24 protein-coding genes and 3 tRNA genes are annotated in these 22,897 nt (G+C 56.4%); 25 read left to right on the top strand and 2 right to left on the bottom strand.

What is annotated here, in order from left to right; all coding sequences use genetic code 11:
- Positions 1-19: 19 nt before the first annotated feature.
- The 4 genes from pgsA (at position 20) to FD744_RS11415 (ending at position 998) form a co-directional block, all read left to right on the top strand.
- Complete coding sequence (pgsA, locus tag FD744_RS11430; RefSeq protein ID WP_160868253.1) at positions 20-568, top strand: CDP-diacylglycerol--glycerol-3-phosphate 3-phosphatidyltransferase; 549 nt, start codon at positions 20-22, stop codon at positions 566-568.
- A 141-nt stretch (positions 569-709) separates the two neighbouring features.
- Positions 710-785, top strand: a tRNA-Gly gene (locus FD744_RS11425).
- Between the two features lie 42 nt (positions 786-827).
- Positions 828-901 (top strand) — tRNA-Cys (locus FD744_RS11420).
- An 11-nt stretch (positions 902-912) separates the two neighbouring features.
- Positions 913-998 (top strand) — tRNA-Leu (locus FD744_RS11415).
- Positions 999-1,592: 594 nt separating this feature from the next.
- Here the strand turns inward: FD744_RS11415 and FD744_RS11410 are convergent.
- Together FD744_RS11410 and FD744_RS11405 are read right to left on the bottom strand one after the other, a co-directional pair.
- The gene (locus tag FD744_RS11410; RefSeq protein ID WP_034820292.1) at positions 1,593-3,089 is read right to left on the bottom strand and encodes a SulP family inorganic anion transporter; all 1,497 of its coding nucleotides are present in this window, start codon (positions 3,087-3,089) and stop codon (positions 1,593-1,595) included.
- A gap of 151 nt (positions 3,090-3,240) precedes the next feature.
- Entirely contained in the window at positions 3,241-3,498 is a 258-nt protein-coding gene (locus FD744_RS11405) for a biofilm/acid-resistance regulator YmgB/AriR (protein WP_034820289.1), read from the bottom strand.
- A 486-nt stretch (positions 3,499-3,984) separates the two neighbouring features.
- Here FD744_RS11405 and FD744_RS11400 point away from each other — a divergent pair, with 486 nt between their 5' ends.
- From FD744_RS11400 to FD744_RS11300, 21 genes are all read left to right on the top strand, one after another.
- Positions 3,985-4,416: a MarR family winged helix-turn-helix transcriptional regulator gene (locus FD744_RS11400; protein ID WP_058959626.1), complete on the top strand. Its 432-nt coding sequence runs from the start codon at positions 3,985-3,987 to the stop codon at positions 4,414-4,416.
- A 2-nt stretch (positions 4,417-4,418) separates the two neighbouring features.
- Complete coding sequence (locus tag FD744_RS11395; protein ID WP_034820282.1) at positions 4,419-6,098, top strand: MFS transporter; 1,680 nt, start codon at positions 4,419-4,421, stop codon at positions 6,096-6,098.
- Positions 6,095-7,183: an HlyD family secretion protein gene (locus FD744_RS11390; RefSeq protein WP_160868252.1), complete on the top strand. Its 1,089-nt coding sequence runs from the start codon at positions 6,095-6,097 to the stop codon at positions 7,181-7,183. Before FD744_RS11395 ends, FD744_RS11390 begins: the two co-directional genes overlap by 4 nt.
- The gene (locus FD744_RS11385) at positions 7,180-8,550 is read left to right on the top strand and encodes an efflux transporter outer membrane subunit (RefSeq protein WP_160868251.1); all 1,371 of its coding nucleotides are present in this window, start codon (positions 7,180-7,182) and stop codon (positions 8,548-8,550) included. Before FD744_RS11390 ends, FD744_RS11385 begins: the two co-directional genes overlap by 4 nt.
- Positions 8,551-8,781: 231 nt before the next feature.
- A complete protein-coding gene (locus tag FD744_RS11380) occupies positions 8,782-9,174 on the top strand; it encodes a hypothetical protein (protein ID WP_097119582.1) in 393 nt (130 codons plus the stop codon).
- A gap of 197 nt (positions 9,175-9,371) precedes the next feature.
- Entirely contained in the window at positions 9,372-10,103 is a 732-nt protein-coding gene (locus FD744_RS11375; protein WP_160868250.1) for a beta-ketoacyl synthase chain length factor, read from the top strand.
- Positions 10,093-10,893, top strand: a complete 801-nt coding sequence (locus FD744_RS11370; RefSeq protein ID WP_160868249.1) for a 1-acyl-sn-glycerol-3-phosphate acyltransferase — start codon at positions 10,093-10,095, stop codon at positions 10,891-10,893. Before FD744_RS11375 ends, FD744_RS11370 begins: the two co-directional genes overlap by 11 nt.
- A gap of 3 nt (positions 10,894-10,896) precedes the next feature.
- Positions 10,897-11,154: a phosphopantetheine-binding protein gene (locus FD744_RS11365; RefSeq protein ID WP_160868248.1), complete on the top strand. Its 258-nt coding sequence runs from the start codon at positions 10,897-10,899 to the stop codon at positions 11,152-11,154.
- Between the two features lie 11 nt (positions 11,155-11,165).
- Entirely contained in the window at positions 11,166-11,420 is a 255-nt protein-coding gene (locus FD744_RS11360; protein ID WP_034820249.1) for an acyl carrier protein, read from the top strand.
- Between the two features lie 8 nt (positions 11,421-11,428).
- Positions 11,429-11,989, top strand: coding sequence for a hypothetical protein (locus FD744_RS11355; RefSeq protein ID WP_160868247.1), 561 nt, complete (start codon positions 11,429-11,431; stop codon positions 11,987-11,989).
- The gene (locus FD744_RS11350; RefSeq protein WP_160868246.1) at positions 11,986-13,311 is read left to right on the top strand and encodes an AMP-binding protein; all 1,326 of its coding nucleotides are present in this window, start codon (positions 11,986-11,988) and stop codon (positions 13,309-13,311) included. The genes FD744_RS11355 and FD744_RS11350 overlap by 4 nt, the downstream gene beginning before the upstream one ends.
- Complete coding sequence (locus FD744_RS11345) at positions 13,298-13,645, top strand: hydroxymyristoyl-ACP dehydratase (RefSeq protein WP_058959618.1); 348 nt, start codon at positions 13,298-13,300, stop codon at positions 13,643-13,645. The genes FD744_RS11350 and FD744_RS11345 overlap by 14 nt, the downstream gene beginning before the upstream one ends.
- The gene (locus FD744_RS11340) at positions 13,639-15,333 is read left to right on the top strand and encodes a glycosyltransferase family 2 protein (protein ID WP_160868245.1); all 1,695 of its coding nucleotides are present in this window, start codon (positions 13,639-13,641) and stop codon (positions 15,331-15,333) included. The genes FD744_RS11345 and FD744_RS11340 overlap by 7 nt, the downstream gene beginning before the upstream one ends.
- Positions 15,326-15,742 (top strand): thioesterase family protein, encoded by a 417-nt coding sequence (locus FD744_RS11335; protein ID WP_097119589.1) that lies wholly within the window; start codon positions 15,326-15,328, stop codon positions 15,740-15,742. Before FD744_RS11340 ends, FD744_RS11335 begins: the two co-directional genes overlap by 8 nt.
- A gap of 17 nt (positions 15,743-15,759) precedes the next feature.
- Positions 15,760-16,350, top strand: coding sequence for an outer membrane lipoprotein carrier protein LolA (locus FD744_RS11330; RefSeq protein ID WP_202403488.1), 591 nt, complete (start codon positions 15,760-15,762; stop codon positions 16,348-16,350).
- Entirely contained in the window at positions 16,316-18,637 is a 2,322-nt protein-coding gene (locus FD744_RS11325; RefSeq protein WP_160868243.1) for an MMPL family transporter, read from the top strand. Before FD744_RS11330 ends, FD744_RS11325 begins: the two co-directional genes overlap by 35 nt.
- Positions 18,634-19,209, top strand: a complete 576-nt coding sequence (locus tag FD744_RS11320; RefSeq protein WP_160868242.1) for a DUF3261 domain-containing protein — start codon at positions 18,634-18,636, stop codon at positions 19,207-19,209. Before FD744_RS11325 ends, FD744_RS11320 begins: the two co-directional genes overlap by 4 nt.
- Positions 19,206-20,363, top strand: a complete 1,158-nt coding sequence (locus FD744_RS11315; protein ID WP_160868241.1) for a beta-ketoacyl-[acyl-carrier-protein] synthase family protein — start codon at positions 19,206-19,208, stop codon at positions 20,361-20,363. The genes FD744_RS11320 and FD744_RS11315 overlap by 4 nt, the downstream gene beginning before the upstream one ends.
- On the top strand, positions 20,356-20,829 hold the full coding sequence (locus FD744_RS11310) for a hotdog family protein (protein ID WP_034820205.1): 474 nt from the start codon (positions 20,356-20,358) through the stop codon (positions 20,827-20,829). Before FD744_RS11315 ends, FD744_RS11310 begins: the two co-directional genes overlap by 8 nt.
- On the top strand, positions 20,826-21,557 hold the full coding sequence (locus FD744_RS11305) for a 3-ketoacyl-ACP reductase FabG2 (protein ID WP_034820202.1): 732 nt from the start codon (positions 20,826-20,828) through the stop codon (positions 21,555-21,557). Before FD744_RS11310 ends, FD744_RS11305 begins: the two co-directional genes overlap by 4 nt.
- On the top strand, positions 21,557-22,789 hold the full coding sequence (locus FD744_RS11300) for a beta-ketoacyl-ACP synthase (protein ID WP_160868268.1): 1,233 nt from the start codon (positions 21,557-21,559) through the stop codon (positions 22,787-22,789). Before FD744_RS11305 ends, FD744_RS11300 begins: the two co-directional genes overlap by 1 nt.
- The last annotated feature ends 108 nt before the right edge of the window (positions 22,790-22,897 follow it).

Raw genomic sequence — 22,897 nt, 5'->3', positions numbered from 1 at the left:
ACCAGACAGTTACTGGCATATGCAATTTAACATTCCGACGTGTCTTACCCTGTTTCGAGTTGTACTGATTCCATTCTTTGTGCTGGCATTTTATCTGCCCTTCTACTGGGCACCTTTTGCCACCGCATTGATCTTTGTGGTTGCCGCCGTAACTGACTGGTTTGATGGTTTTCTTGCCCGCCGCTGGAAGCAAACTACGCGTTTTGGCGCTTTCCTCGATCCTGTGGCAGACAAAGTGATGGTGGCCATTGCGTTGGTACTGGTCGCCGAGTATTTCCACGCCTGGTGGATTACCTTACCGGCAGCGACCATGATTGCGCGCGAAATTATTATCTCAGCCTTACGTGAGTGGATGGCGGAGATTGGTAAGCGCAGCAGCGTGGCTGTTTCCTGGATTGGCAAAGTGAAAACCACGGCGCAGATGTTCTCACTGTTCGCCTTGCTGTGGCGTCCAGACGCAACCGTAGTGGGCGTGGGCGTGGTGGCACTGTATATCGCCGCGGTGCTGACCTTCTGGTCAATGTTCCAGTATTTAAGCGCCGCACGCGGTGATCTGCTCGATAGCTGATCGATACGATTTAAAAAGCAGCAAACGGACGCGCTGTGTGGATAATTCTATTGACTCATTGCGTCAGATAAGTAGAATGCATCGCATCGAACGGCAGCGAGTCTGCAAGAAGCTGAATAAAATCAGCGAGTTCGGTGAATTGCGGGAATAGCTCAGTTGGTAGAGCACGACCTTGCCAAGGTCGGGGTCGCGAGTTCGAGTCTCGTTTCCCGCTCCAAATTTAGTCCTCCGCTGTTAACGGATGACACATCAGAATAAAGGCGCGTTGGCAGAGTGGCCATGCAACGGATTGCAAATCCGTCTACCTCGGTTCGACTCCGGGACGCGCCTCCAATTTACACCCTGCCCGGGTGGTGAAATCGGTAGACACAAGGGATTTAAAATCCCTCGGCTTATGGCTGTGCGGGTTCAAGTCCCGCCCCGGGTACCATATTTAGTAGTCGCTAAAACCAAATAAAATCAAAGCAATATGCAGTAATGTCGTGACCGCCCAAGGGCGGTTTTTTTGTGCCTGCAATTCACTTCCGAATACCCATTTCAGTATCAATCCACGATATCAACTGCTCAACTGCTCAACTGCTCAACTGCTCAACTGCTCAACTGCTCAACTGCTCAACTGCTCAACTGCTCAACTGCTCAACTGCTCAACTGCTCAACTGCTCAACTGCTCAACTGCTCCCGGGCACGATTAACCTCAGGCTTGCGGTTGCCCCACAGGCCCTTTGCTCATCGGCCCGCCCGGAATAGGCTGCTCGCTGGGCACGTTGGGGCGTCCATCTGGCCCAATTGGCCTGTCGGATTGCTGGCAGCCTATTAACGTTGCCAGACAAGTTATAATCATCATCCCAGCGAAAAAATGCTTCATCAAAAACGTCCTTTCTTCGGGCAACCAGGCGTTGCCTCCTAAGCGTAGTTGATCTCTCGCTGACTCAAGCACATAAAAAAGCTGTCAGCTCGTTGGAGATGACAGCTCAGAGAATCATCATTCTGGGTGAAGTGACTCAAACTCACTTCATTAAAATCATCACCCCAGGTTACCGCTCAGGCGATCGCGGAAATCGCTACTACGATTATCCAGCCCGATAACCGTGACCGTTGCACCATGGCGTTGATAGCGGTATTCAATGGCATCCAGTGCCGCGACGCTGGATGCATCCCAGATTTGTGCATGTGTCAGGTCAATGGTGACGACTTTCGGATCGTGCCCGTAATCGAAATGTTCGAATAAATCATTGCTGCTGCCAAAGAACAGCGGGCCGCGCACCGTGTAATAAACCTGTTCACCGTCATCGCTTAACTTGCGCTCAGCATGGATAACATGGGCAATACGACGTGCAAACAGCATCATGGCGAGGATGACGCCAATCAAAACGCCCAGCGCCAGGTTGCCAGTCCAAACGGTGACCACAACCGTCAGGGCCATCACCGAGGTTTCTGACCACGGCATACGTTTTAGCGTGGCGGGTTGCAGGCTGTGCCAGTTAACAGTTTTCACCGCGACCACCATCATGATGGCCGCGAGGACCACCATAGGAATCTGCGCCATGATCTGACTCAGTCCGGTGACCAGCAGCAACAGCACAATACCTGCCGCAATGGTTGAGATGCGCGTGCGTGCTTTGCCCAGCTCAACGTTAACAATGGTCTGACCGATCATGGCACAGCCAGCGATACCGCCATAAAAACCGGCCAAAATATTACCGACGCCGAGTGCCCAGGACTCGCGGCGCTTACCTGAAGGCGTATCGGTAATATCGTCCACCAGTTTGGCGGTGAGCAGAGATTCCATCAAACCCACGAAGGCGATACTCAGCGCGGTAGGCCAGACAATCTGTAACGTCTGTAAATTAAACGGCACCAGCAGCGTGGTAAATCCGGGCAAGCCTGAACTCATTGGCCCTTCATCGCCAACGTTAGGCACGCGATAACCCAGCAACAACGCCACCCCGGTGACGACGACAATGGCGACCAGCGGTGACGGGACGCTTTTCAGGATTTTGGGTAACAGCAGCACAATCGCCAGAGTCACGGCAAACAGCACCCATACCAATCCCGATTGCCCCCAGACGTGGGGAACCTGCGCGAAGAAAATCAGAATGCCCAACGCATTCACAAAGCCCAGCATCACTGAACGCGGAATATAGCGCATCATGCGGGACAGCCCGGCAAGACCAAAAATAATCTGAATGATACCGCCGAGGATTACCGCAGGAAGAATGTATTCAACCCCATGCGCGTGCACCATCGGTCCAATCACCAGTGCCACCGATCCCGCTGCTGCCGTGACCATGGCTGGGCGGCCACCTAAAATCGACAAGGTCAGACACAGCACCACCGAGGCGACAAGGCTCACTTTGGGATCGACACCCGCAATAACAGAAAAGGAGATCACTTCCGGGATCAGTGCCAGTGCGGTAATCACTCCCGCCAGACACTCACGGGTAAGCAGCGCAGGCGAGCGTAAAACGCTGCCCACGGTAATATCGTTCGCCGCAGGGGCGTGTTCTGTAGATGGGCTCATAAATGTGCAGGCTCTTTTATTATTTTGCGCATACCGTCACGGCATGGCAGCAACCAGTTGGACACTAAACGCGGATGATGTTAGCGGGCATTGAGGGATGAAGCTAGCGGGAGAGCGAAGAAGAGAGTGATTCCGTCCCTGGAATCCGGTATTACACCGAGAGATCGTCAGGCGTTTTGTTAACCACCAGTTCGAGAAGATGACGATAAATATCCAGTTGGATCACATCACTTTCCATCTCAAGGCGATTAATCAGCGAAGCGATGATGGCTTTATTGGTGACCGGCATGCCGGCTTGCAGGATTTCAGCGATGATCTGCCCGAAAACTTCCATCTCGGTGCTGTCGCTGTTACCGGCGAGTTTAAAGTAGTCAGCGATAGCGTCACTGCTGGTGGCGGCGTTTTGCATGTATGAAGCCCTTCAGATCGGTCTGATGGCAACCTGGCCTTCAGTTCCATGATGAAAAAACTTACGCGCGGACAGGCGCGTAAGACCCAAACTCATCAACCAACGCAAAAAAGACACCTCTGAAGGTGGAAATCCAAAAACACCTTCAGAGGCGACGCAAAGTGCATCATTCGTTACGGAGCCAGTCGCTGGCTCACGGGAAGTAAACTTATACAATGAACCTTAACTTGTACAATGATATTTTTGAGGGATTTGTGCTTATTGTTATTTATCAGCGATTTAAATAATTTAATTTACACGAAACTTATACAAAATAGCTGTACAGGGATAGGCTTTGTGACAGGCCGCATCTATTTGAGAACAGAGTGGAAGGGCTGAGGCGCGCGAACTACAGTGCTAATGTAAGCAAACTTTTCATCAGGCTGACACTTTGTTTATAATAACGCACTTGTTTAGTTAGGTCTCTAATCATTAGGCTACTACGTTTTGAGTGACTATCCGCAACCTTTTTCGCGTTTATTACATCTTACGGCACATGCATGGCGGCTGGCAGTCGATCGTCGCCTTAAAGAGAGTGGCTTAAGTATGAGCAGCTGGATGGCCATCGCCACAGTGGCCACGGCCACGGAGCCGCCGACCCAGAAAGCGCTGGCCCAACTGTTGGGATTAGAAGAAGCGAGCGTGGTGCCACTGGTAGATCGGCTGGTAAAACAGCAGTTACTGGCGCGCGTGCAGCCGAAAGAGGATCGCCGTAAACGCCTGCTGGTGTTGACCGAGCAGGGCGGCGTCGCATTTGCTGAAGTGAAAACCCAGGCAGACAGCTTGCGCGCACAGTTGCTGGCAGACATCGATCCTGAAGCGCTGGCAGTGACCGAGAAGGTTTTGCAACAGCTGCTGGCTCGACTGGGAAGTATCTAATCGTGGCAAAACGCAATCCTTATGCACAACGTGAATGGCTGCCTCATGAAAAACCGATGCTGCCGGGTTCACCTTCCACCCCAATCCACTCGCCCTCAAAGCGCGTGGCGTTTGGCATTATTGGACTGCTGATCTCCATCACCGGCGCGCTCAGTAATGCGCTGGTGACGGCCAATCTCACCAATCTTCAGGGCACCTTTGGCGCTTATAGCAATGAGATTGCCTGGCTGCCGGCTGTCTACGTGATGGGCAACATTTCCATCAACCTGCTGCTGGTTAAATTTCGTCAGCAGTTTGGCCTGCGGTTGTTTACCGAAGCTTTTCTCGTGCTTTACGTCATCGTGGCGTTCTTCCATATCCTGGCCAACGATCTCAGTTCCGCCATTATTGTGCGCACCGCTCACGGGATGGTGGGCGCGGCGCTTAGCTCCCTTGGTATCTATTACCAAATTCAGGCCTGGCCGGCGAAACACCGACTCAAAGCCCTGGTGATCGGCATCACCGCATCGCAGTTGGCGATCCCGCTCGCCCGTTTGTTCTCTACCGAATTGCTCCAACTGGAAGAGTGGCGCGGTCTTTATCTGTTTGAGTTAGGGCTGGCGATGATAGCGCTCGGTTGTGTTCTGGTGGTGAAGTTGCCGCCGGGCGATCGTATCAAGGCCTTTGAAAAGATGGATTTTGTCACCTTTATCCTGCTGGCACCCGGCATGGCACTGCTGTGCGGCGTGCTATCGCTGGGCCGTATCGAGTGGTGGTTTACCACGCCGTGGTTGGGTATTTCATTAGCCCTTTCGTTGGTGCTGATTGTTGCGGCAGTGGTGGTGGAACATAACCGCGCGAATCCGCTGATTAACACCCGATGGCTGAGTAACGGCATGATTGTGCGATTGGGCATTGTGATGATCATGATGCGCATTGTGTTGGCCGAGCAAAACACCGGCGCGGTGGGCTTCCTGCAACAGCTTGGGCTGCTGAATGACCAGATGCGTGGCTTGGCTTTAGCGATTATCGCTGGAGTGATTTTTGGCATGATCGCCAGTGCATTGACCATCAAACCGACGCATCTCAGTTGGCCGATTGTTACCTCGCTGGTGGTGATGATCATCGCCTCGTACATGGATGCACAATCCAGCCCAGTGACACGCGGCAACAATTTGTATGTCAGTCAGTTTTTACTCGGCTTTAGCAGCGCGTTCTTCCTCGCGCCCGCGATGCTGTTAGGGATTGGCGGTGTGGTGACGCAGCCGAAAAATCTGGTGAGTTTTGTGGTGCTGTTTGGCATGAGCCAAAATCTGGGCGGGCTGATTGGCTCGGCTATACTCGGCACCTTCCAGACGTGGCGGGAGAAGTACCACTCCAGCCTGCTGGGCGATCAGCTGTCACAGCTTGATCCCAATGTCATCGAGCGCCTCAGCCAATACAGTTCACTGTTTAGCAGCCAGTTGCCCGACAACGTTCTGCTCAGCGCGCAGAGCAGCAGCCAGCTACAAGCTGTGGCCACACTCCAGGCTAACGTGCTGGCCTACAACGACACCTATTTATTGACTGCCGCGATGGCGCTGATCACCCTGATGTGGGTGCTGTGGCGATTGACGCGGCTGCGTTATATCAACTGGCGTCAGGCACGCCATAATTTGACGGAACAGCGTCAGCAAGCTTCAAACCCGACGGAGAATTCATGAGCCAACAGGACGATATTCAGGCTGCGGAGCGCGAACGCGCCAACCGCCGACGCATTCTTTCCATCGCTTTCGGCAGCGGCATCGTGATCGTTGGCGTATTGGTGATTTTATACGCCTGGCAGCTGTGGCCGTTTACCAGCACGATTCAGTCAACGGAGAACGCCTATGTGCGCGGGCAGGTCACCTTTATCAGCCCGCAGGTTAGCGGCTATCTGACCGACGTGAATGTGGTGGATTTACAACCGGTCACCAAAGGGCAGTTACTGATGACCATTGACGATCGTATCTATCGCCAGCGCGTGCATCAGGCGCAAGCGCAGCTGGATATGAAAATCGCTGCGCAAAACAATAACCAACAGCAACGCCGCAGTGCGGAAGCCAATATTCTCAGCAATAAAGCTGCGCTGGAGAATGCCAAAGCCCAGGCGCTGAAAAGCAGCCTTGACCTGAAGCGTGTAGAAAATCTGGCGGCCGATGGGTCGCTCTCCGTGCGCGAGCGTGATGCATCGCGCGCGGCCAATGCACAGGCTCAGGCGCAACTGCGTCAGGCCGATGCGCAGGTTGCGGTGTCGCAGCAGAGTTTACAAACGGTGATTGTGAATCGCGGTTCCCTGGAAGGCGATGTAGCCAGTGCCAAAGCCGCGCTGGAACTGGCCAATATCGATCTGGCCAATACACGTATTATCGCGCCCGACAGCGGACAGCTGGGACAATTGTCGGTGCGTAAAGGGACCTATGTCACCGCGGGCACGCGCCTGACATCAGTGGTGCCGGATAACAAATGGGTGATCGCCAATCTGAAAGAAACACAGCTGGCACGTGTGCGCCCAGGATTACCCGTGACGATTCGGGTTGATGCACTGGACGGCAAGCGTTTTGACGGCCGGGTTGAATTTATTTCCCCCGCCGCCGGTTCGGAATTCAGTGCCATTTCACCGGACAATGCCACCGGTAACTTTGTGAAGATCGCACAGCGTATTCCGGTACGTATTCAAATCCTCGGCGATACTGAAGAATTGCGTCCCGGCATGTCGGTTGAAGTCAATATTGATACTGCAGCAGAGCCGCACAAGGATGCGCCATGAAGCGGTTAATCCTCGCCTCGCTGATGACGTTGATGGTCAGCGGTTGCGCGACAGAAGTGGAAAAGGCCCCGTCATCCTTACCGATCCCGGACAGTTGGCGCCAGCAGGTTGGCCCGTCGGCAGCTCCCGAAGCACAGTGGTGGCAACACTTTGGCGACGATAACCTTAACCGCTTAGTGAACCAGGCGTTGCAACATAACAGCGATATCCTGATTGCCCGTTCACGGGTCGATCAGTACCGCGCGCAATTGCGTGCTGCGCAGGGGGATAATTTCCCCACGCTATCCGCCGGGGTCGCCGCCACACATCAGCGCGCATTGTCGGCAGTAACCGGGCAACCGTATGAGAATGCCGTCTTCCAGGGACTGTTGCAGGCAAACTATGACGTAGACCTCTGGGGCAGTCGCAGCAACAGCATTCTTGCTTCGCAAGCGTCTCTGGATGCCCAGCGTGCTGCAGCTTCCGCGGCTGAATTAACGATTGCCAGTTCGGTGGCCTCCGGTTATCTCAGTTTGTGCGCGCTGGACGAACAATTGCGTGTCACCGAAGCGACGCTGGCCACGCGTGAAAACTCGTTAAATCTGGCACAGCGCCAGTTTGAAACTGGCTATACCTCACGACTGGAGTGGATGCAGGCGGCTTCGGAATATCAGACCGCCAAAGCGCAGGTGCCGCAGTTACAGCATCAAATCGAACAACAAGAGAATGCACTCAGCGTGCTGGTGGGCATGAATCCGCGCGAGATTGCCCGTACCCGCAACTTCGACCATATCAAACCGCAGACGCTGCCGGCGTTATTGCCGTCTCAGCTGCTCAACCGCCGCCCGGATATCGTGCAGGCACAGCGTCAGTTGATTGCCGCGGATGCCTCGCTGGCTTCGGCGCAGGCCGATTTATTGCCTTCACTTAATCTGACGGCGACCGGCACGCTGCAAAGTTTTCAACTGCATCAGTTACTCGAGAATCCCTTCCGCCTGTGGAGCATTGGCGGCAGCATTCTCGCACCACTATTAAATCGCGAAGCACTGACGGCGCAGGTGGATGTGGCGATGGCCGCACGTAACCAGGCGCTTTATGGCTATGAGAAAGTGGTACGCGGTGCCTTTTCGGATGTGGATAACGCGTTGGATGCCATTCGCCGCAGTGAGGAACAGCTGACGGAATTGCAGAAGCAAGAAGGCTATGTGACAGAAGCATATCGCATCGCACGTAATCGTTATCAGAACGGTTATGCCTCTTATCTGGATGAACTGGACGCGCAGCGCACCTTGTTTAACACTCAGCTCAATATTGTCTCAGTGAAAAACACTCTGTTGCTCGCACAAATCGATCTTTACCGATCGCTCGGCGGCGGCTGGCAGGGCTAAACATCATGCCACAAGCCGGTTTTGTGGCAGATTTTACGCTGTAAACCCGGCAATTTCTGCTTTTGCCATGAAATGAGGCGCTGCTTAAGTCATTCGTGCTTTTTTTTACTTGTCTTTACATATAGTGGTATTATTCGCGCGCTTTACAAAGTCTGAACGGATCAGTGCAAGTTCAATTACGCACACGGTCGCCATTAGTGGTGATTGGCTACGACAGGGGAAACAAAGGAAATGATGAATAAAAAAGCGGCGCTTGCCTTAATCGTGACAGCGGCATTAATGACGGGTTGCGCACCGCGCACCGCGCCCATTCAGAACGTGAGCCAGACCGTTGGGCAGAGCTACACGGATAGTCAAATGCAGCGCGCCATTGTTGAAGCCGGTGCGGCCAACCACTGGGTGATTTCCCCGGCAGGCCCAGGCGTGATGAACGGTAAGCTGTCCGAGCGCGGTCATACGGCCGACATTCGCATCACTTATGCTGCAAACAGCTACCGCATTGATTACGTGAGCAGTACCAATCTGAAAGCGGGCAGTGGCCAGATCCATCGTAACTACAACCGCTGGATTCAGAATCTGAACCAGGGTATTCAGACGCGTCTTGCGGTTCAGGCCGTAAAATAAGCGCCATGCGTGATCGCTGACATAATGTTTTAAAGAAAGCGCTAACGCTGCCGAAAGAGAAAACAGGCGGGCCACGTGCCCGCCTTGTTAATCGGCGACATTCGCATGAGACGGATGACGGACTCGAACGCAAGCAGGGAAGGGATGCCGCACAGCGAAAATCTGACCATCCCTGAGGCTGAAGAAAGAATACAGGTATGAAACTCGCTTACACCCTGGTTGACTGGCACGCGATTGCACCAGGTCACAGCTCTGCCGATGAGTGGCAGCACTGGGCCGGACAGCAAACCGCGTTGGACGCCACCCTACCGATCGCCAAACCCCAATTTTTGCCGATGATGACTGCACGCCGCCTGAGTACGGGCAGCCGTGCGGCTGTGGAGAGCGGGCTGGCGCTACTGGCACGTCAAACGGTGGATGCCATTGTGTTTACCAGCCGCCACGGTGAGCTGGAACGTAATCTGCGCATACTCACGGCGTTAAAAGATCAGCAGGCGCTCTCTCCGACCGATTTTGCCATGTCCGTACACAACTCTGCGGTGGGGAGTTTAACCATTGCGGCGCGACAGCCGCTGGTTTCTTCGTCAATTTCAGCGGGCATGGACAGTTTTCAACAGGGTTTGCTTGAGGTCGCGGCTTTGCATCAGGCGGGCTACGCGCAGGTGCTGCTGGTGGATTTTGACGGCGTTGTACCTGCCTATTATCAGCCGTGGCTACCCGAAATTGACCGCTTCAACGCCCCTTACGCGGTGGCTTTGTTGCTGCAATCTGGCAATGAGTGGCGCTGCACAGCAGAGCCCGCGCGCCCCGCAGCCGAGACTTTGCCGCAAAGTCTGCAATTCCTGCAGGCGATGTTGCAAGGTGACGAACGAATGACGATTGCCGGTGAACGTCACCTGTGGCACTGGGAGCGTCATCATGGCGGATAATTCGTTAGCCCTGCGCTGGCGTGCTGGCTGCAACTTTTACTGGCGACTGGTGATGACTGCCGTGAGTTTTACGCTGTTCAGCGTGGGCGGTCTGCTGCTGTCTGTGACCTGGTTTAACCTGCTGTTGCTGATTCAGCGCGATGGCCTGCGTCGTCGTCAGATTGCACGCAGCAGCATTGCCTGGAGCTTCCGCTGTTTCCTGCGCTTTTGTCGCTTTGTCGGTGTCTACGATTATCGGATCATTGGTGCGGAGCTACTGCGCCAGGATCGCGGCTGTCTGATTGTCGCCAATCATCCTTCGTTAATTGATTATGTGATGATTGCTTCGGTGCTTCCGGAAATGGATTGTCTGGTAAAAGCCGAACTGCAGCACAATATTTTTTTTAATGGCGTCATCAAATCTGCCGATTACCTGATTAACAGCGAAGCCGATACCTTGCTGCCCGATAGCCAGCAGCGTTTAGCGCGCGGCGATACCATCCTTATTTTTCCTGAAGGGACGCGTACCCGTTACGGTGAACCGTTGAAGCTGCAACGCGGTGCCGCCAATATCGCGGTGCGTGCCGGATGCGATCTGCGCGTGGTACATATTAGCTGCACCCAGCGTATGCTCGATAAGCAAAGTCGCTGGTATCAGATTCCGCTGGTTAAACCCGTTTTTACTGTACGCGTAAAATCGCGTATTGATAGCCAGGCGTTCAGTGAAGCCGAAGAAGATGCGCAGCCGCTCGCCGCGCGTCGCCTGACGCGTCACTTGCAACAGGCACTGGTCCCTGAAGAGACAAAGTAAGTTATGCAAGCACTGATTGACGACATCAAACTGATGATTATCGACACGCTGAATCTGGACGATATCAGCCCGGACGATATAGAAACCGACGCACCCTTGTTTGGTGAAGGGTTGGGACTCGATTCAATCGATGCCCTTGAGCTGGGACTGGCGGTGAAAAATCGCTTCGGCGTACAGCTTTCCGCAGAAAGCGAAACCTTACGCGCGCACTTTTTTTCCGTGGCCACGCTGGCCGCGTTTGTTGAACAACAGCAAGCCTGAGAACAGTCAAAATGATGAATAAAGACGAAATTTACCAGGAAGTGGCCTCGCTGCTCACCTCGCTGTTTGAAATTGATGCCGATGATATCCGCCCGGATGCCCGTCTGTATGAAGACCTCGAACTCGACAGCATTGATGCGGTGGACATGGTGGTGCACCTGCAAAAGCGTACCGGCCGAAAAATCAAACCTGAAGCCTTCCGTGCGGTTCGCACCGTGCAGGATGTGGTGGATGCCGTCGATCAACTGATGCGCGACGAAGCCTGATTTCCGGCATGCCAGCCTTTCTGCGCCTGATAAATGGTCTGGCCCTGCTGGCCTGGCCGTTTCTGGTGTGGCTTGCCGTCACCCATCCGCAATGGCGCGGCGTGATTGCTCTGTTAGCCCTGCTGTTTGGTTGGCGCATCTGGCAGTTACGTCATGCGCAGGGCGCGATGGGGCGAGTGATGCTGTCGCTGGCGCTGGTGGGGACCTTACTGTGCCTCGCCAGCATGCTGTTGCGCAGTCAGCATTTGTTGCTGTGGTATCCGGTGGTGGTGAATGGGCTGATGCTGCTGCTGTTTGGCACATCTTTGTGGAGCCCGATGCCGCTGGTCGAGCGTTTAGCGCGGCTGCGTGAAGCGGATTTCCCCGCGCGGGCCGTGCGCTATACGCGGCGCGTGACACAGGTATGGTGTGGGTTTTTCATTTTTAATGGCAGCGTGGCGTTGGCCACTTGCCTGCTCAATGATCTCTCGCTGTGGACACTCTGGAATGGGTGCATCAGCTATCTGCTGATGGGCACGCTGATGGGCGGCGAATGGCTGCTGCGTCAGCGTATGAGGAACAAGGCATGAAGGTGGTGAGTATCCGCGACTGGCTCGAAGCGCCGGATCGTGTCGTGGCCTGGCAAGGGCAGCAACAGCATTGGTTATCGGAAATGCGCCAGCAGGTGATGGCGTTAGTGGAAACAGTGCAGCGCCTGCCGGGCCAGCATTGGGCGTTATGCTTCGATAACAGTTATCACTTTACGGCTGCGCTGCTGGCGTTATGGCACGCCGGTAAAACCCCGGTGATCCCCGGACATTGTCGGGCCGCGCAGCTGGAAGAGATGGCAGAACAATTGGATGGCGTGATCAGCGATATGCCGCTGGCGGTGTCCCTGCCACAGTTGCGCTGGGACGGTGCACTGGCGCTGGGCGAACTGCCTGCCATCGCCGAAGATGCCGAACTGGTGCTGTTCACCTCCGGTTCCACCGGCACGCCGCGTCGCGTGGTGAAATCACTGCGTGCACTCGATCTTGAAGCGCAGTGGCTGGCAGCGTTATGGGCCGACCGTCTGCAGCAATGCCACGTGATTGCGTCAGTGAGCCATCAACATCTGTATGGCCTGACGTTTCGCATTGTGTTGCCGATGGCGCTGAGCTTGCCACTTGCCGCTCAGCAAATTTTTTACGGTGAACAGCTCGCCGATCAGCGTCGCGATCGTCGCTACGCCTTTATCAGCAGCCCGGCTTTCTTGCGTCGCCTGGATCCTGTCCTGGATGCACCATCATGTGCGCTGATTGTTTCGGCAGGCGGGGCTTTGCCCTGGGCTGATGCACAGCACGCTCAGCGCGCCTTTGAGTGTGCGGTGGATGAGATTTACGGCAGCACCGAAACTGGCGTGATGGGCTGGCGCTGTGCGCTGGAAGAAAACGCCCCGTGGCACTGTTTCCCCCAAGTTAAGCTGGTACAGCAGGAAGCCGGCTGGCGGGTGTTTTCAGCGCTGCTGGAAACCACTGAAGGTTGGCCGCTCGACGATCGCATCGTGCAACAGCCCTCCGGCGTATTTCAGCTGGCGGGGCGTCAGGATCGGGTGGTGAAGATCGAAGATAAGCGCGTTTCACTCAGTGAGATCGAGCGAAGACTGCTGGCCTTACCCGGCGTAGAAGACGCGGCCGCTCTGGCGATTCAGCGTCACGGACGCCAGGCGATTGGCGTGGTGCTGGCTTTGCCGGACACGCTGGATGCCGCAACGCTGACCCAACGCAAGAAACAATGGAAAATCGCGCTACAACCCTGGCTGGAGCCAGTCGCCATGCCGCGTTACTGGCGTGTCGTCAACGCGATTCCGGTTACGGCGCAGAGTAAACGCGCCTGGCCCCAAATTGAGGAACTGTTTGATGTTGCCGGTTGAACTCAACGCCCTGCAGCAGGGCGCAACACTGACGTTGCGCCTGCATGCTGCCGCGGATCTGTTTTGGTTCCGCGGCCACTTCCCGACCTTACCGATTTTACCCGGCGTGGCGCAGCTCGACTGGGCTTTACATTACGGCCTGTCACGCCTGGCCATCGGTAAACACTTCCGTTCAATTGAGAACATCAAGTTTCAGCAGCCGGTGCCGCCTGATGCGGAGCTAGAGCTGCAGCTGAGCTGGCAGGAAGACAAATCACTGCTGAGCTTCAGCTACAGCCTGATTTACGCGGACAGCACTGAGATTGCCAGCAGCGGGAAGATTCGCCTGTGCTGAATGCGCCTTTCAAACCCTGTGTTCTGATTCCCTGTTACAATCACGGCGCCATGCTGGCCTCGGTGCTGGCGCGGCTGGCTCCCTTTAATCTGCCGGTGATTATCGTCGATGACGGCAGTGATACGCAGACTCAGCAGCAGATCGCTGACCTTGAGGCTCCACAGCTGGATATCCTCACCTTACCGGTTAATCAGGGCAAAGGTGCGGCGGTAATCGCCGGGATGCGCCGAGCCGCCGCAGCAGGATACAGCCATGCGCTACAACTCGACGCGGATGGTCAGCATCAGGTGGAAGACACGCCGCGCATGCTGGCGGAAGCGGAAAGCCATCCCGATTGCCTGATCTCCGGCCAGCCTGTTTACGATGATTCCATTCCGAAATCCCGCTTGTATGGCCGTTACATCACCCATTTTTGGGTGTGGATTGAAACGCTCTCCTTCTCGCTAAAAGACAGCATGTGCGGTTTCCGCGTCTACCCGCTGCAACCTTCATTGGCACTCTGCGATCGCCACCCGATTGGCCAGCGCATGGATTTCGACACCGAAATCATGGTGCGACTCTACTGGCAGGGCACGCCGAGCCGCTTTATCAGCACGCGCGTCACCTATCCGGAAAGTGGCCTGTCACATTTTGATGCCTTGCACGACAACCTGCGTATCTCATGGATGCACACGCGCCTGTTCTTTGGCATGGTGCCGCGCATCCCACAGTTACTGAGCCGGGGTAAAACGGCGCAGCACTGGGCCGCCACGCCAGAACGTCGGGGTCAGAGCGGGTTGCGTTTTATGCTGTGGTTGTATCGTCGCGCCGGGCGCCTGCCGTTTGTGCTGTTGCTATGGCCGGTGGTGGCAGTTTACTGGTTGAGCGGACGTGAGGCGCGTACCGCTTCTCAGCAATGGCTGACGCGGGTGCAGGCAGAAGCCAGTAAACAGCAGATTGCCCTGCCGACGCCGATCAATAGCTATCGCCACTTTCTGCGCTTTGGTTACAGCATGCTGGATAAAGTCGCCAGCTGGCGCGGAGAGGTGCAGTGGGGACGCGATATTGATTTTGCGCCGGGTGCCGAAGCGGTTATCCGTGCAGCGGATGGCAAAGGACATTTGATCCTCGCCTCGCATTTGGGTGATATCGAGGCCTGCCGCGCCATGGCAAAGCAGGTCAGTGGGCTGGTGATCAACGCGCTGGTGTTCACCGACAACGCCCAGCGTTTTCGCGAGGTGCTGGAGAGCATCGCACCGCAGGCTGGGGTGAATCTGATGCCGGTCACCGACATCGGCCCGGATACCGCCATCCTGCTGCAGCAAAAACTGGATGCCGGTGAATGGGTGGCGATTGTTGGCGATCGTACCGCCGTGCATCGCCAGCGCGGGGGCGAACGCCGCGTGGTGTGGAGTGAATTTATGGGCCGTCCGGCGCCGTTTCCTCAGGGGCCTTTTGTGCTGGCGGCCGCGTTGCGCTGTCCGGTGCTGTTGATGTTTGCCTTGCGGGAACAGGGCAGACTGCGAGTGCATTGTGAACCGTTCGCCGATCCGATCCTGCTGCCGCGCGCCCAACGACAGGCGGCGCTGCAGGCCACGGTGGATCGCTATGCCGAACGACTGCAACAGCATGCGCTGATGGCGCCGCTGGACTGGTTTAACTTTTACGATTTCTGGACCTTACCAGAGGAGAAGAGCCGCGATGAGTGAACATATCTGGCGCGCTGAGGTTGAATTAACCGTGTCGTTCCACGACTGCGACCCGATGGGCGTGGTGTGGCACGGCAACTATTTCCGCTTTTTTGAAGTGGCGCGTGAAGCGCTACTGCGCAGCATCAACTACAGCTACGGTGAGATGACCGCCAGCGGTTTTGTCTGGCCAGTGGTAGATACGCGTGTCAAATATCGCCAGCCGTTACGCTGTGAAGAGGTGATCCGCGTGGAAGCCCGCATTACCGAATACGAAAACCGCCTGCGTATCGATTATGTGATCCGCAATGTGGCGGGCCAGATCACCACCAAAGCACACACGCTGCAGGTGGCGGTCGATGCGGCAAGTCAGGAAATGAATTTCGTTTCACCCGATATTTTATTTGAACGCCTGGGAGTCAAACCGTGATCAGAACTCTTTGTCTGATGCTGACGTTGCTGTGTGCCAGCGCACAGGCCATCACGTTGGATCAGCTGCAGCAGCGTTTTGCCAGCCAGCCGGTGATCCGCGCCAACTTCGAGCAGGTGCGTACCATTTCTGGTATGTCGCAGCCGCTGGTGTCGCGTGGCCAGTTATTAATCGCCCAGCAACAAGGTTTGTGGTGGCATCAGGCCACGCCGTTTGTGATGACCTTGATTCTCGATGATAAGCGCATGGTGCAGAGCATGAGCGGTCAGCCGCCGCAGGTGATCACCGCCGACAGTAATCCGCAGATGTTCCAGTTCAACCATCTGCTGCGCGCCTTGTTCCAGGCCGACGAAAAGGTGCTGCGTGAGAATTTCGAACTCGATTTCCATGATAAAGGGAATGACCAGTGGCAGCTCAGCCTGACGCCTAAGGCGGCACCGCTGAACAAAATCTTCAACCGCATCGATCTACAAGGTGCAGCCTTCCTTAACAGCATTACGCTGGATGATAAGCAGGGCGATAATACCGCCATCACCTTAAGTGATACCCGCACCGAGCCGAAACAACTGACTGATGAAGAGCGAGCGCGTTTTGCCCCAGCGCAGTGAGAAAACCGCTGCGCTGCTGTGGCTGGCGGTTTGCCTGGCATTGGCGGTGGCACTGGCCATCCTGTTGCCGCGCAGCCAGCTGAACAGCAGCGTGCTGGCTTTACTGCCGCAACAAAATCTGGGGCAAGCGCCGGTAGAGATTCAGCAAGGGTTTATGCAGCGGCTGGATCGTCAGCTGGTGTGGCTGGTGAGCGCCGATAACGATCACGGCGATGAAGCGGCAGAGTGGTGGCAAGCGCAGCTGCAGGCGCTGCCGATGCTGAAACAGGTGAGCGGTGCGCTGGATGATGACCAGATGCAGCGTTGGGGCAACTACGCCTTCCAGCATCGTAACGGCCTGATCGATCCGTTAACGCGCGCCCGTCTGCAAAACGGCGGTACGGCACAAGCCGACTGGATTCTGGCGCAACTGTTTTCAGCGTTTGCCGGTGTGAGCAGTAAAGAAATTCAAAACGATCCGCTGATGCTGGTGCGTGGCGCGCAGCTGGCACTGCAGCAGAATGCCAGCAAAATGGTACTGCATAACGGCTGGTTAACCGTGAATGACGCCCAGCAGCGCCGCTGGTATTTCCTGCACGGTGAACTGGCGAGCAATGCCTTTAGCATTCAGCAAAGTCATCAGTTGGTGACCGCCCTTAACCAGCTTGAACAGCAGTTAAAAACGCGCTGGCCAGATGCGCAGCTGTTAACGCGTGGCACAGTGCTGTTTAGCGATGATGCCAGCCAGCGCGCGCAGCATGATGTCGAGACGCTCGGCAGCGTCACACTGGCCGGCTTGCTGCTGCTGGTATGGCTGGTGTTTCGCTCGCTGCGACCGCTGGCGCTGTGTGCGCTCTCGGTGGCGATAGGCGCGATGGCGGGTACGGTGCTGACCTTGATCTGTTTTGGTGAGCTGCATCTCACGACTTTAGTGATGAGCCTCAGCATTGTCGGCATCTCTGCCGATTATACCTTGTACTATCTGACGGAACGCATGGTACACGGCGAACAAAACACGCCATGGCAAAGCCTGCATAAAGTGCGCGCCACGTTACTGCTGGCACTGGGCACCACGGCGATTGCCTGGCTGCTGATGTTGCTGGCGCCGTTCCCCGGTTTGCGCCAGCTGGCGGTGTTCGCCGCCAGCGGGTTAAGTGCGTCTTGCCTGACGGTGATCTGTTTTTATCCATGGCTGGTGCGTGGCCTGCCGGTGCGACCAATTCCCGGTATGGTGTGGCTGGCGCGCTGGTTAGCGGCATGGCGCCGCAACACGCTGTTAAAAGTCGGATTGCCACTGCTGGTGGCGCTCTATGCATTGAGCGGCATGATTCAGCTGCGCGTCGATGACGATATTGCTCATCTGCAGAGCGCTCCGGCTAAATTACTGGCTCAGGATCGGCAACTGGCACAGCTGACGGGACAACAGGCCGACCAAACCTGGTTCGTGGTGTGGGGGGATAACGAGCAGCAGGCATTGCAACGTCTCAGCGCACTGACACCCAAGCTACAACTGGCGCAGCAGCAGGGCTGGATGGCAGGTTATCGCGTATTGCCGCTTAATTCGCTGGATCAGCAACAGCAGGATCTGCAGCTGTTGCAGCAGGCTGCGCCGAATATCCTGACGCGGTTAAAACAGGCGGGAATCACGTTAGCCAATGTCGATCTTGCGGCGATGCCAGTCAATGCCGATAACTGGCTGGCAAGTCCGCTGAGTGAGGGCTGGCGTTTGCTGTGGCTCTCGCTGCCGGATGGACGCAGCAGCGTGCTGGTGCCGGTCAATGGCGTGAAAAACAGTGCGGCGTTACTCGATTTAGCAACGCAGCAGGCGGGCGTGAGCTGGGTCGATCGCAAAGCCAGCTACGATGAACTGTTCCGTTTCTGGCGTACGCTGCTGAGTGGCCTGTTGGCGCTGGCGTTGTTGCTGATCACCGTCAGTTACATCGTGCGTCTTGGCCTGCAAGCGGGTTTACGCAGCGCCTTGCCTTCCTGGCTGTCGCTGGCGGCAGCGCTGGCAACATTAGGCTGGATTGGCGCCAGCCTGAACTTATTTGCCTTGCTGGCGCTGATTCTGGTGCTGGGCATCGGCATCAATTACACGCTGTTCTTCAGTAATCCGCGCGGTACGCCGCTGACCTCTATGCTGGCCGTCACGCTGGCGATGATGACCACACTGCTGACGCTGGGCATGCTGGTGTTCAGCAGCACAGCGGCGATCAGTGGTTTTGGTACGGTGCTGTGCAGCGGGATCTTTTGTGCATTCTTGTTAGCGCCGCTGGCGCTGGCACCAGGGAAAAGGAAGCAACGATGAAAACAGGTGCTTTGTTGTTGATGCTGAGCCTGCTGTTAAGCGGTTGTGCGCAGCATGACAGCCCATCCGATCGGCCCACCGCGTGGCTGAAACCGGGCGTGCGCGTCACGTTGCCTGCGCCGGGCATTTCACCCGCGTTTCAGCAGCAGCAACTGCTGACCGGTCACGCCAAAGGTAAAACCCAGTCACTGCTGGTGCTGTTAAGCGCCGATTCACAGCAAATCAGCCTGGCGGGTTTGTCCTCGCTGGGCATTCGCTTGTTCCGTGTGACCTATGATAAAAACGGGATTCATACGCAGCAGATGATGGCGCTGCCCGAAATGCCGCCAGCCAGCCAGGTGCTGGCAGATGTGATGCTGAGCCACTGGCCGCTCAGCGCATGGCAGCCGCAGTTGCCGCCAGGCTGGCAACTGGTCGACGAGGGTGATCGTCGTGAGTTGCGCGATCCTGCCGGTAACGTTGTGACGTTGATTCGCTATCTGCAACGGGGAACCGCGCGTGAACCGATCAGCATCGACCAGCGCGCCTTCGGTTATCAAATTCAAATTCAGCATCTGGACGCATCTTCATGATCTACATTTCGGCGTTTGGCATGGTGAATGCGCTTGGCAACTCACTGGAGCAGATTGCCGCGCAGTTAACATCAGGCCACGCACCCGGCATGCAGCCGCGCGAAGGCTGGTTGCAGCAAGGTAAAACCTGCTGGCTGGGCGAGGTGCCGGGCGAACTGCCAGCTGTGCCCGCCGCACTTGCCACGCATAACACGCGCAATAATCAGCTGCTGCTGGCGGCGCTGGCGCAGATCCGTCCGGCCGTGGATGCGGCGATTGCCCGCTTTGGTGGTGAACGTGTCGCGGTGGTGCTGGGCACCAGCACCTCGGGCGTGGACGAAGGCGATCGTCAGGTTGACAGAGGCTTACCGGGTTACGATTACCGCATGCAGGAGTTGGGCGATCCGTCGCGTTTCCTGGCGCACTACCTTGAACTGGACGGCCCGGCGTACACGATTTCTACTGCCTGTTCCTCCAGTGCACGCGCGTTGATCAGTGGACAGCGCTTGATTGAGGCCGGTCTGGTGGATGTGGCGCTGGTGGGCGGTGCGGATTCATTGAGCCGCATGCCAATAAACGGTTTTGCCAGCCTGGATTCGTTATCCGAACACCAGTGTGCACCGTTCAGCGCAGAACGTGACGGTATTTCTATCGGTGAAGCGGGGGCGCTGCTGCTGCTGACGCGTGAGCCGCAGTCGCTGGCGCTGCTTGGTGCGGGTGAGTCATCAGACGCCTGGCATATGTCGGCTCCGCATCCAGAAGGCATTGGCGCCGAGCAAGCGATGAAGATGGCGCTGAAGCAGGCCCAATTGCAGCCGCAGGATATCGGCTACATTAATTTGCACGGCACCGCGACACCACTCAACGATCAGGTCGAGTCGGGCGTGGTTCATCGTTTGTTTGGCGATAGCGTGCCCTGTAGTTCCACTAAGCACCTAACGGGCCACACGCTCGGCGCGGCGGGTGCGACCGAGGCGGCGCTGGCGGCACTCATCGTGCAGCAGAATCTGGCGTTACCGGCGCAGGATTTTAGCGCCACTACCCTGGATAGCACGCTGCCGGTTTGCGGACTGCTGACTTTGCCACAGCCGCTGGCGCGTCCCATCATCGCCTCAAACTCTTTTGCTTTTGGCGGGAACAACACCTGCCTGATTGTAGGAAAGCCTCATGACTGATTTTCTGCCGGTGGGCGACTATCTGCCGCACCGTGCACCGATGCTGCTGCTGGATCGCGTGATTCAGGTCAGCGACGAGCGTGTGGTGTGTGAAGTGACCATCAACCACCAGGGCGTACTCGCGCCGTTTCTTAATGCGCAGGGCGAGCTGCCCGCGTGGTTTGGCGTCGAGATCATGGCGCAGACCGTTGGCGTCTGGTCTGGCTTTCATGCCCGACAGCGCGGCGATCGGAATATCCGCCCCGGCATGTTACTGGGGGGACGCGGCTATCGTGCCGCTGCTGCCACCTTTGCCGCAGACAGCACGCTGCGGGTGGAAATGCATCTGCTGATGCGTGACGACAAGCTCGGTAGTTTTGAAGGTGAGATCCGCAGTCAGGACGCGGTCCTTGCCAGCGGTCGGCTGAATACTTATCAGCCGGATGAACAGGAACTTAATCAATTACAACAAGGGATGCAGCCATGACGCGCAGCGTATTAGTGACCGGCGCCAGTAAAGGGATTGGCCGCGCCATTGCGCTTCGCCTGGCGCAGGATGGTTTCAACGTGGTGGTGCATTACCACCGTGATGCAGCGGGTGCACAACAGACGCTGGCGGACATCACGAATGCGGGCGGAGTGGGGCGCACTCTGCAGTTTGACGTGGCCGATCGCGAAGCTACGCGCACGGCAATTGAAAACGATATCGCCGAACACGGCGCCTATTACGGTGTAGTGAACAATGCCGGTATCACGCGCGATGGCGCTTTCCCGGCCCTGACCGAAGATGAGTGGGACAGCGTGATCCACACCAACCTCGACAGCTTCTACAACGTCATTCATCCCTGTGTGATGCCGATGATTGGTCTGCGTAAAGGCGGCCGAATCGTCACCTTATCCTCGGTGTCCGGTATCATGGGCAATCGCGGTCAGGTGAATTACAGCGCGGCCAAGGCAGGGATTATTGGTGCCACCAAAGCGCTGGCCATCGAGTTAGCAAAACGCAAAATCACCGTAAACTGTATCGCGCCAGGTTTGATTGACACCGGCATGACGGATCTGGAGCCGATGGTGATCGACGAAGCGCTGAAAATCATCCCGATGAAACGGATGGGCGCGGCTGAGGAAGTCGCCGGGCTCGCCAGCTATTTGATGTCGGATATTGCGGGCTACGTAACGCGTCAGGTGATTTCAATTAATGGAGGTATGCTGTGATGCAGCGGGTCGTGGTAACCGGAATGGGGGGCGTCACTGCCTTTGGCGAAAACTGGCCAGCGGTGGCCGCGCGCATCAAACAGGGTCAAAACGCGGTGCGTAAAATGCCGGAATGGCAGATTTACGACGGCTTACACACCTTGCTCGGTGCCCCGGTCGATAACTTCGAACTGCCCGCGCACTACACGCGCAAACGCATTCGTTCGATGGGGCGAGTGTCGTTAATGGCAACGCGCGCCACCGAGCTGGCGCTGGAGCAGGCCGGCTTAATCGATCACCCGGTGCTGACCAGCGGGGAAACCGGTATTGCCTATGGTTCATCTACTGGCAGCACCGGCCCGGTCAGTGAATTTGCCACCATGCTGACAGAAAAACATACCAACAACATTACCGGCACCACCTATGTGCAGATGATGCCGCATACCACGGCGGTGAACGCCGGGCTGTTCTTTGGCCTGCGCGGCCGGGTGATACCGACTTCCAGCGCCTGCACCTCGGGCAGCCAGGCGATTGGCTATGCGTGGGAAGCGATCCGCCATGGATATCAAACCGTGATGGTGGCGGGCGGTGCGGAAGAGCTGTGTCCTTCCGAAGCGGCGGTGTTTGACACGCTGTTTGCCACCAGCCAACGCAACGATGCACCGCATTCTTCACCGTCACCTTTTGATCAGCAGCGTGATGGGTTGGTGATTGGCGAAGGCGCGGGAACCTTGATCCTCGAATCACTGGAGCATGCCCAGGCACGCGGCGCCACCATTTACGCCGAACTGGTGGGTTTCCACACCAACTGTGATGCGGCGCATATTACCCAGCCGCAGCGTGAAACCATGCAGATCTGCATCGAACGCGCGCTGAAAACGGCGGGCGTGATGCCGGAGCAGATTGGCTATATCAACGCCCATGGCACGGCCACCGACCGCGGCGATATCGCTGAAAGTCAGGCCACCGCGGCGATATTTGGCAATAACACGCCAATCTCCTCGCTGAAAAGTTACTTTGGTCACACGCTCGGTGCCTGTGGTGCGCTGGAAGCCTGGATGAGCATTGAGATGATGCGAGAAGGGTGGTTTGCGCCCACGCTGAATCTGACGCAGCCCGCCGCAGAGTGTGGCGATCTGGACTATATCATCGGCGAATCACGACCAATCGATACCGATTATATTCAATCCAACAACTTTGCCTTCGGGGGTATCAACACCTCGCTGGTGTTTAAACGCTGGCGCGACGCCTAACTGTTCCCGACTGTCAGCGGTTTCAATAAGTGAAGCCGCGTCGCCTAAATTCTCCAAACCGTGAGCGGTTTCATTAAGCGAAACCGCAACGCTGAATCCTCCAGAATG

The sequence above is a fragment of the Pantoea sp. Taur genome (assembly GCF_009830025.1).
In the GTDB taxonomy this organism is placed as follows: Bacteria; Pseudomonadota; Gammaproteobacteria; order Enterobacterales; family Enterobacteriaceae; genus Pantoea; species Pantoea communis.
This window is presented reverse-complemented; position numbering and strand designations above follow the sequence as displayed.

Coding starts and splice junctions, on each gene's coding strand:
- pgsA (WP_160868253.1), top strand. CDS start 20: ATGCAATTTAACATTCCGACGTGTCTTACCCTGTTTCGAGTTGTACTG.
- FD744_RS11410 (WP_034820292.1), bottom strand. CDS start 3,089: ATGAGCCCATCTACAGAACACGCCCCTGCGGCGAACGATATTACCGTG.
- FD744_RS11405 (WP_034820289.1), bottom strand. CDS start 3,498: ATGCAAAACGCCGCCACCAGCAGTGACGCTATCGCTGACTACTTTAAA.
- FD744_RS11390 (WP_160868252.1), top strand. CDS start 6,095: ATGAGCCAACAGGACGATATTCAGGCTGCGGAGCGCGAACGCGCCAAC.
- FD744_RS11385 (WP_160868251.1), top strand. CDS start 7,180: ATGAAGCGGTTAATCCTCGCCTCGCTGATGACGTTGATGGTCAGCGGT.
- FD744_RS11380 (WP_097119582.1), top strand. CDS start 8,782: ATGATGAATAAAAAAGCGGCGCTTGCCTTAATCGTGACAGCGGCATTA.
- FD744_RS11375 (WP_160868250.1), top strand. CDS start 9,372: ATGAAACTCGCTTACACCCTGGTTGACTGGCACGCGATTGCACCAGGT.
- FD744_RS11370 (WP_160868249.1), top strand. CDS start 10,093: ATGGCGGATAATTCGTTAGCCCTGCGCTGGCGTGCTGGCTGCAACTTT.
- FD744_RS11365 (WP_160868248.1), top strand. CDS start 10,897: ATGCAAGCACTGATTGACGACATCAAACTGATGATTATCGACACGCTG.
- FD744_RS11360 (WP_034820249.1), top strand. CDS start 11,166: ATGATGAATAAAGACGAAATTTACCAGGAAGTGGCCTCGCTGCTCACC.
- FD744_RS11355 (WP_160868247.1), top strand. CDS start 11,429: ATGCCAGCCTTTCTGCGCCTGATAAATGGTCTGGCCCTGCTGGCCTGG.
- FD744_RS11350 (WP_160868246.1), top strand. CDS start 11,986: ATGAAGGTGGTGAGTATCCGCGACTGGCTCGAAGCGCCGGATCGTGTC.
- FD744_RS11345 (WP_058959618.1), top strand. CDS start 13,298: ATGTTGCCGGTTGAACTCAACGCCCTGCAGCAGGGCGCAACACTGACG.
- FD744_RS11335 (WP_097119589.1), top strand. CDS start 15,326: ATGAGTGAACATATCTGGCGCGCTGAGGTTGAATTAACCGTGTCGTTC.
- FD744_RS11330 (WP_202403488.1), top strand. CDS start 15,760: ATGCTGACGTTGCTGTGTGCCAGCGCACAGGCCATCACGTTGGATCAG.
- FD744_RS11325 (WP_160868243.1), top strand. CDS start 16,316: ATGAAGAGCGAGCGCGTTTTGCCCCAGCGCAGTGAGAAAACCGCTGCG.
- FD744_RS11320 (WP_160868242.1), top strand. CDS start 18,634: ATGAAAACAGGTGCTTTGTTGTTGATGCTGAGCCTGCTGTTAAGCGGT.
- FD744_RS11315 (WP_160868241.1), top strand. CDS start 19,206: ATGATCTACATTTCGGCGTTTGGCATGGTGAATGCGCTTGGCAACTCA.
- FD744_RS11310 (WP_034820205.1), top strand. CDS start 20,356: ATGACTGATTTTCTGCCGGTGGGCGACTATCTGCCGCACCGTGCACCG.
- FD744_RS11305 (WP_034820202.1), top strand. CDS start 20,826: ATGACGCGCAGCGTATTAGTGACCGGCGCCAGTAAAGGGATTGGCCGC.
- FD744_RS11300 (WP_160868268.1), top strand. CDS start 21,557: ATGCAGCGGGTCGTGGTAACCGGAATGGGGGGCGTCACTGCCTTTGGC.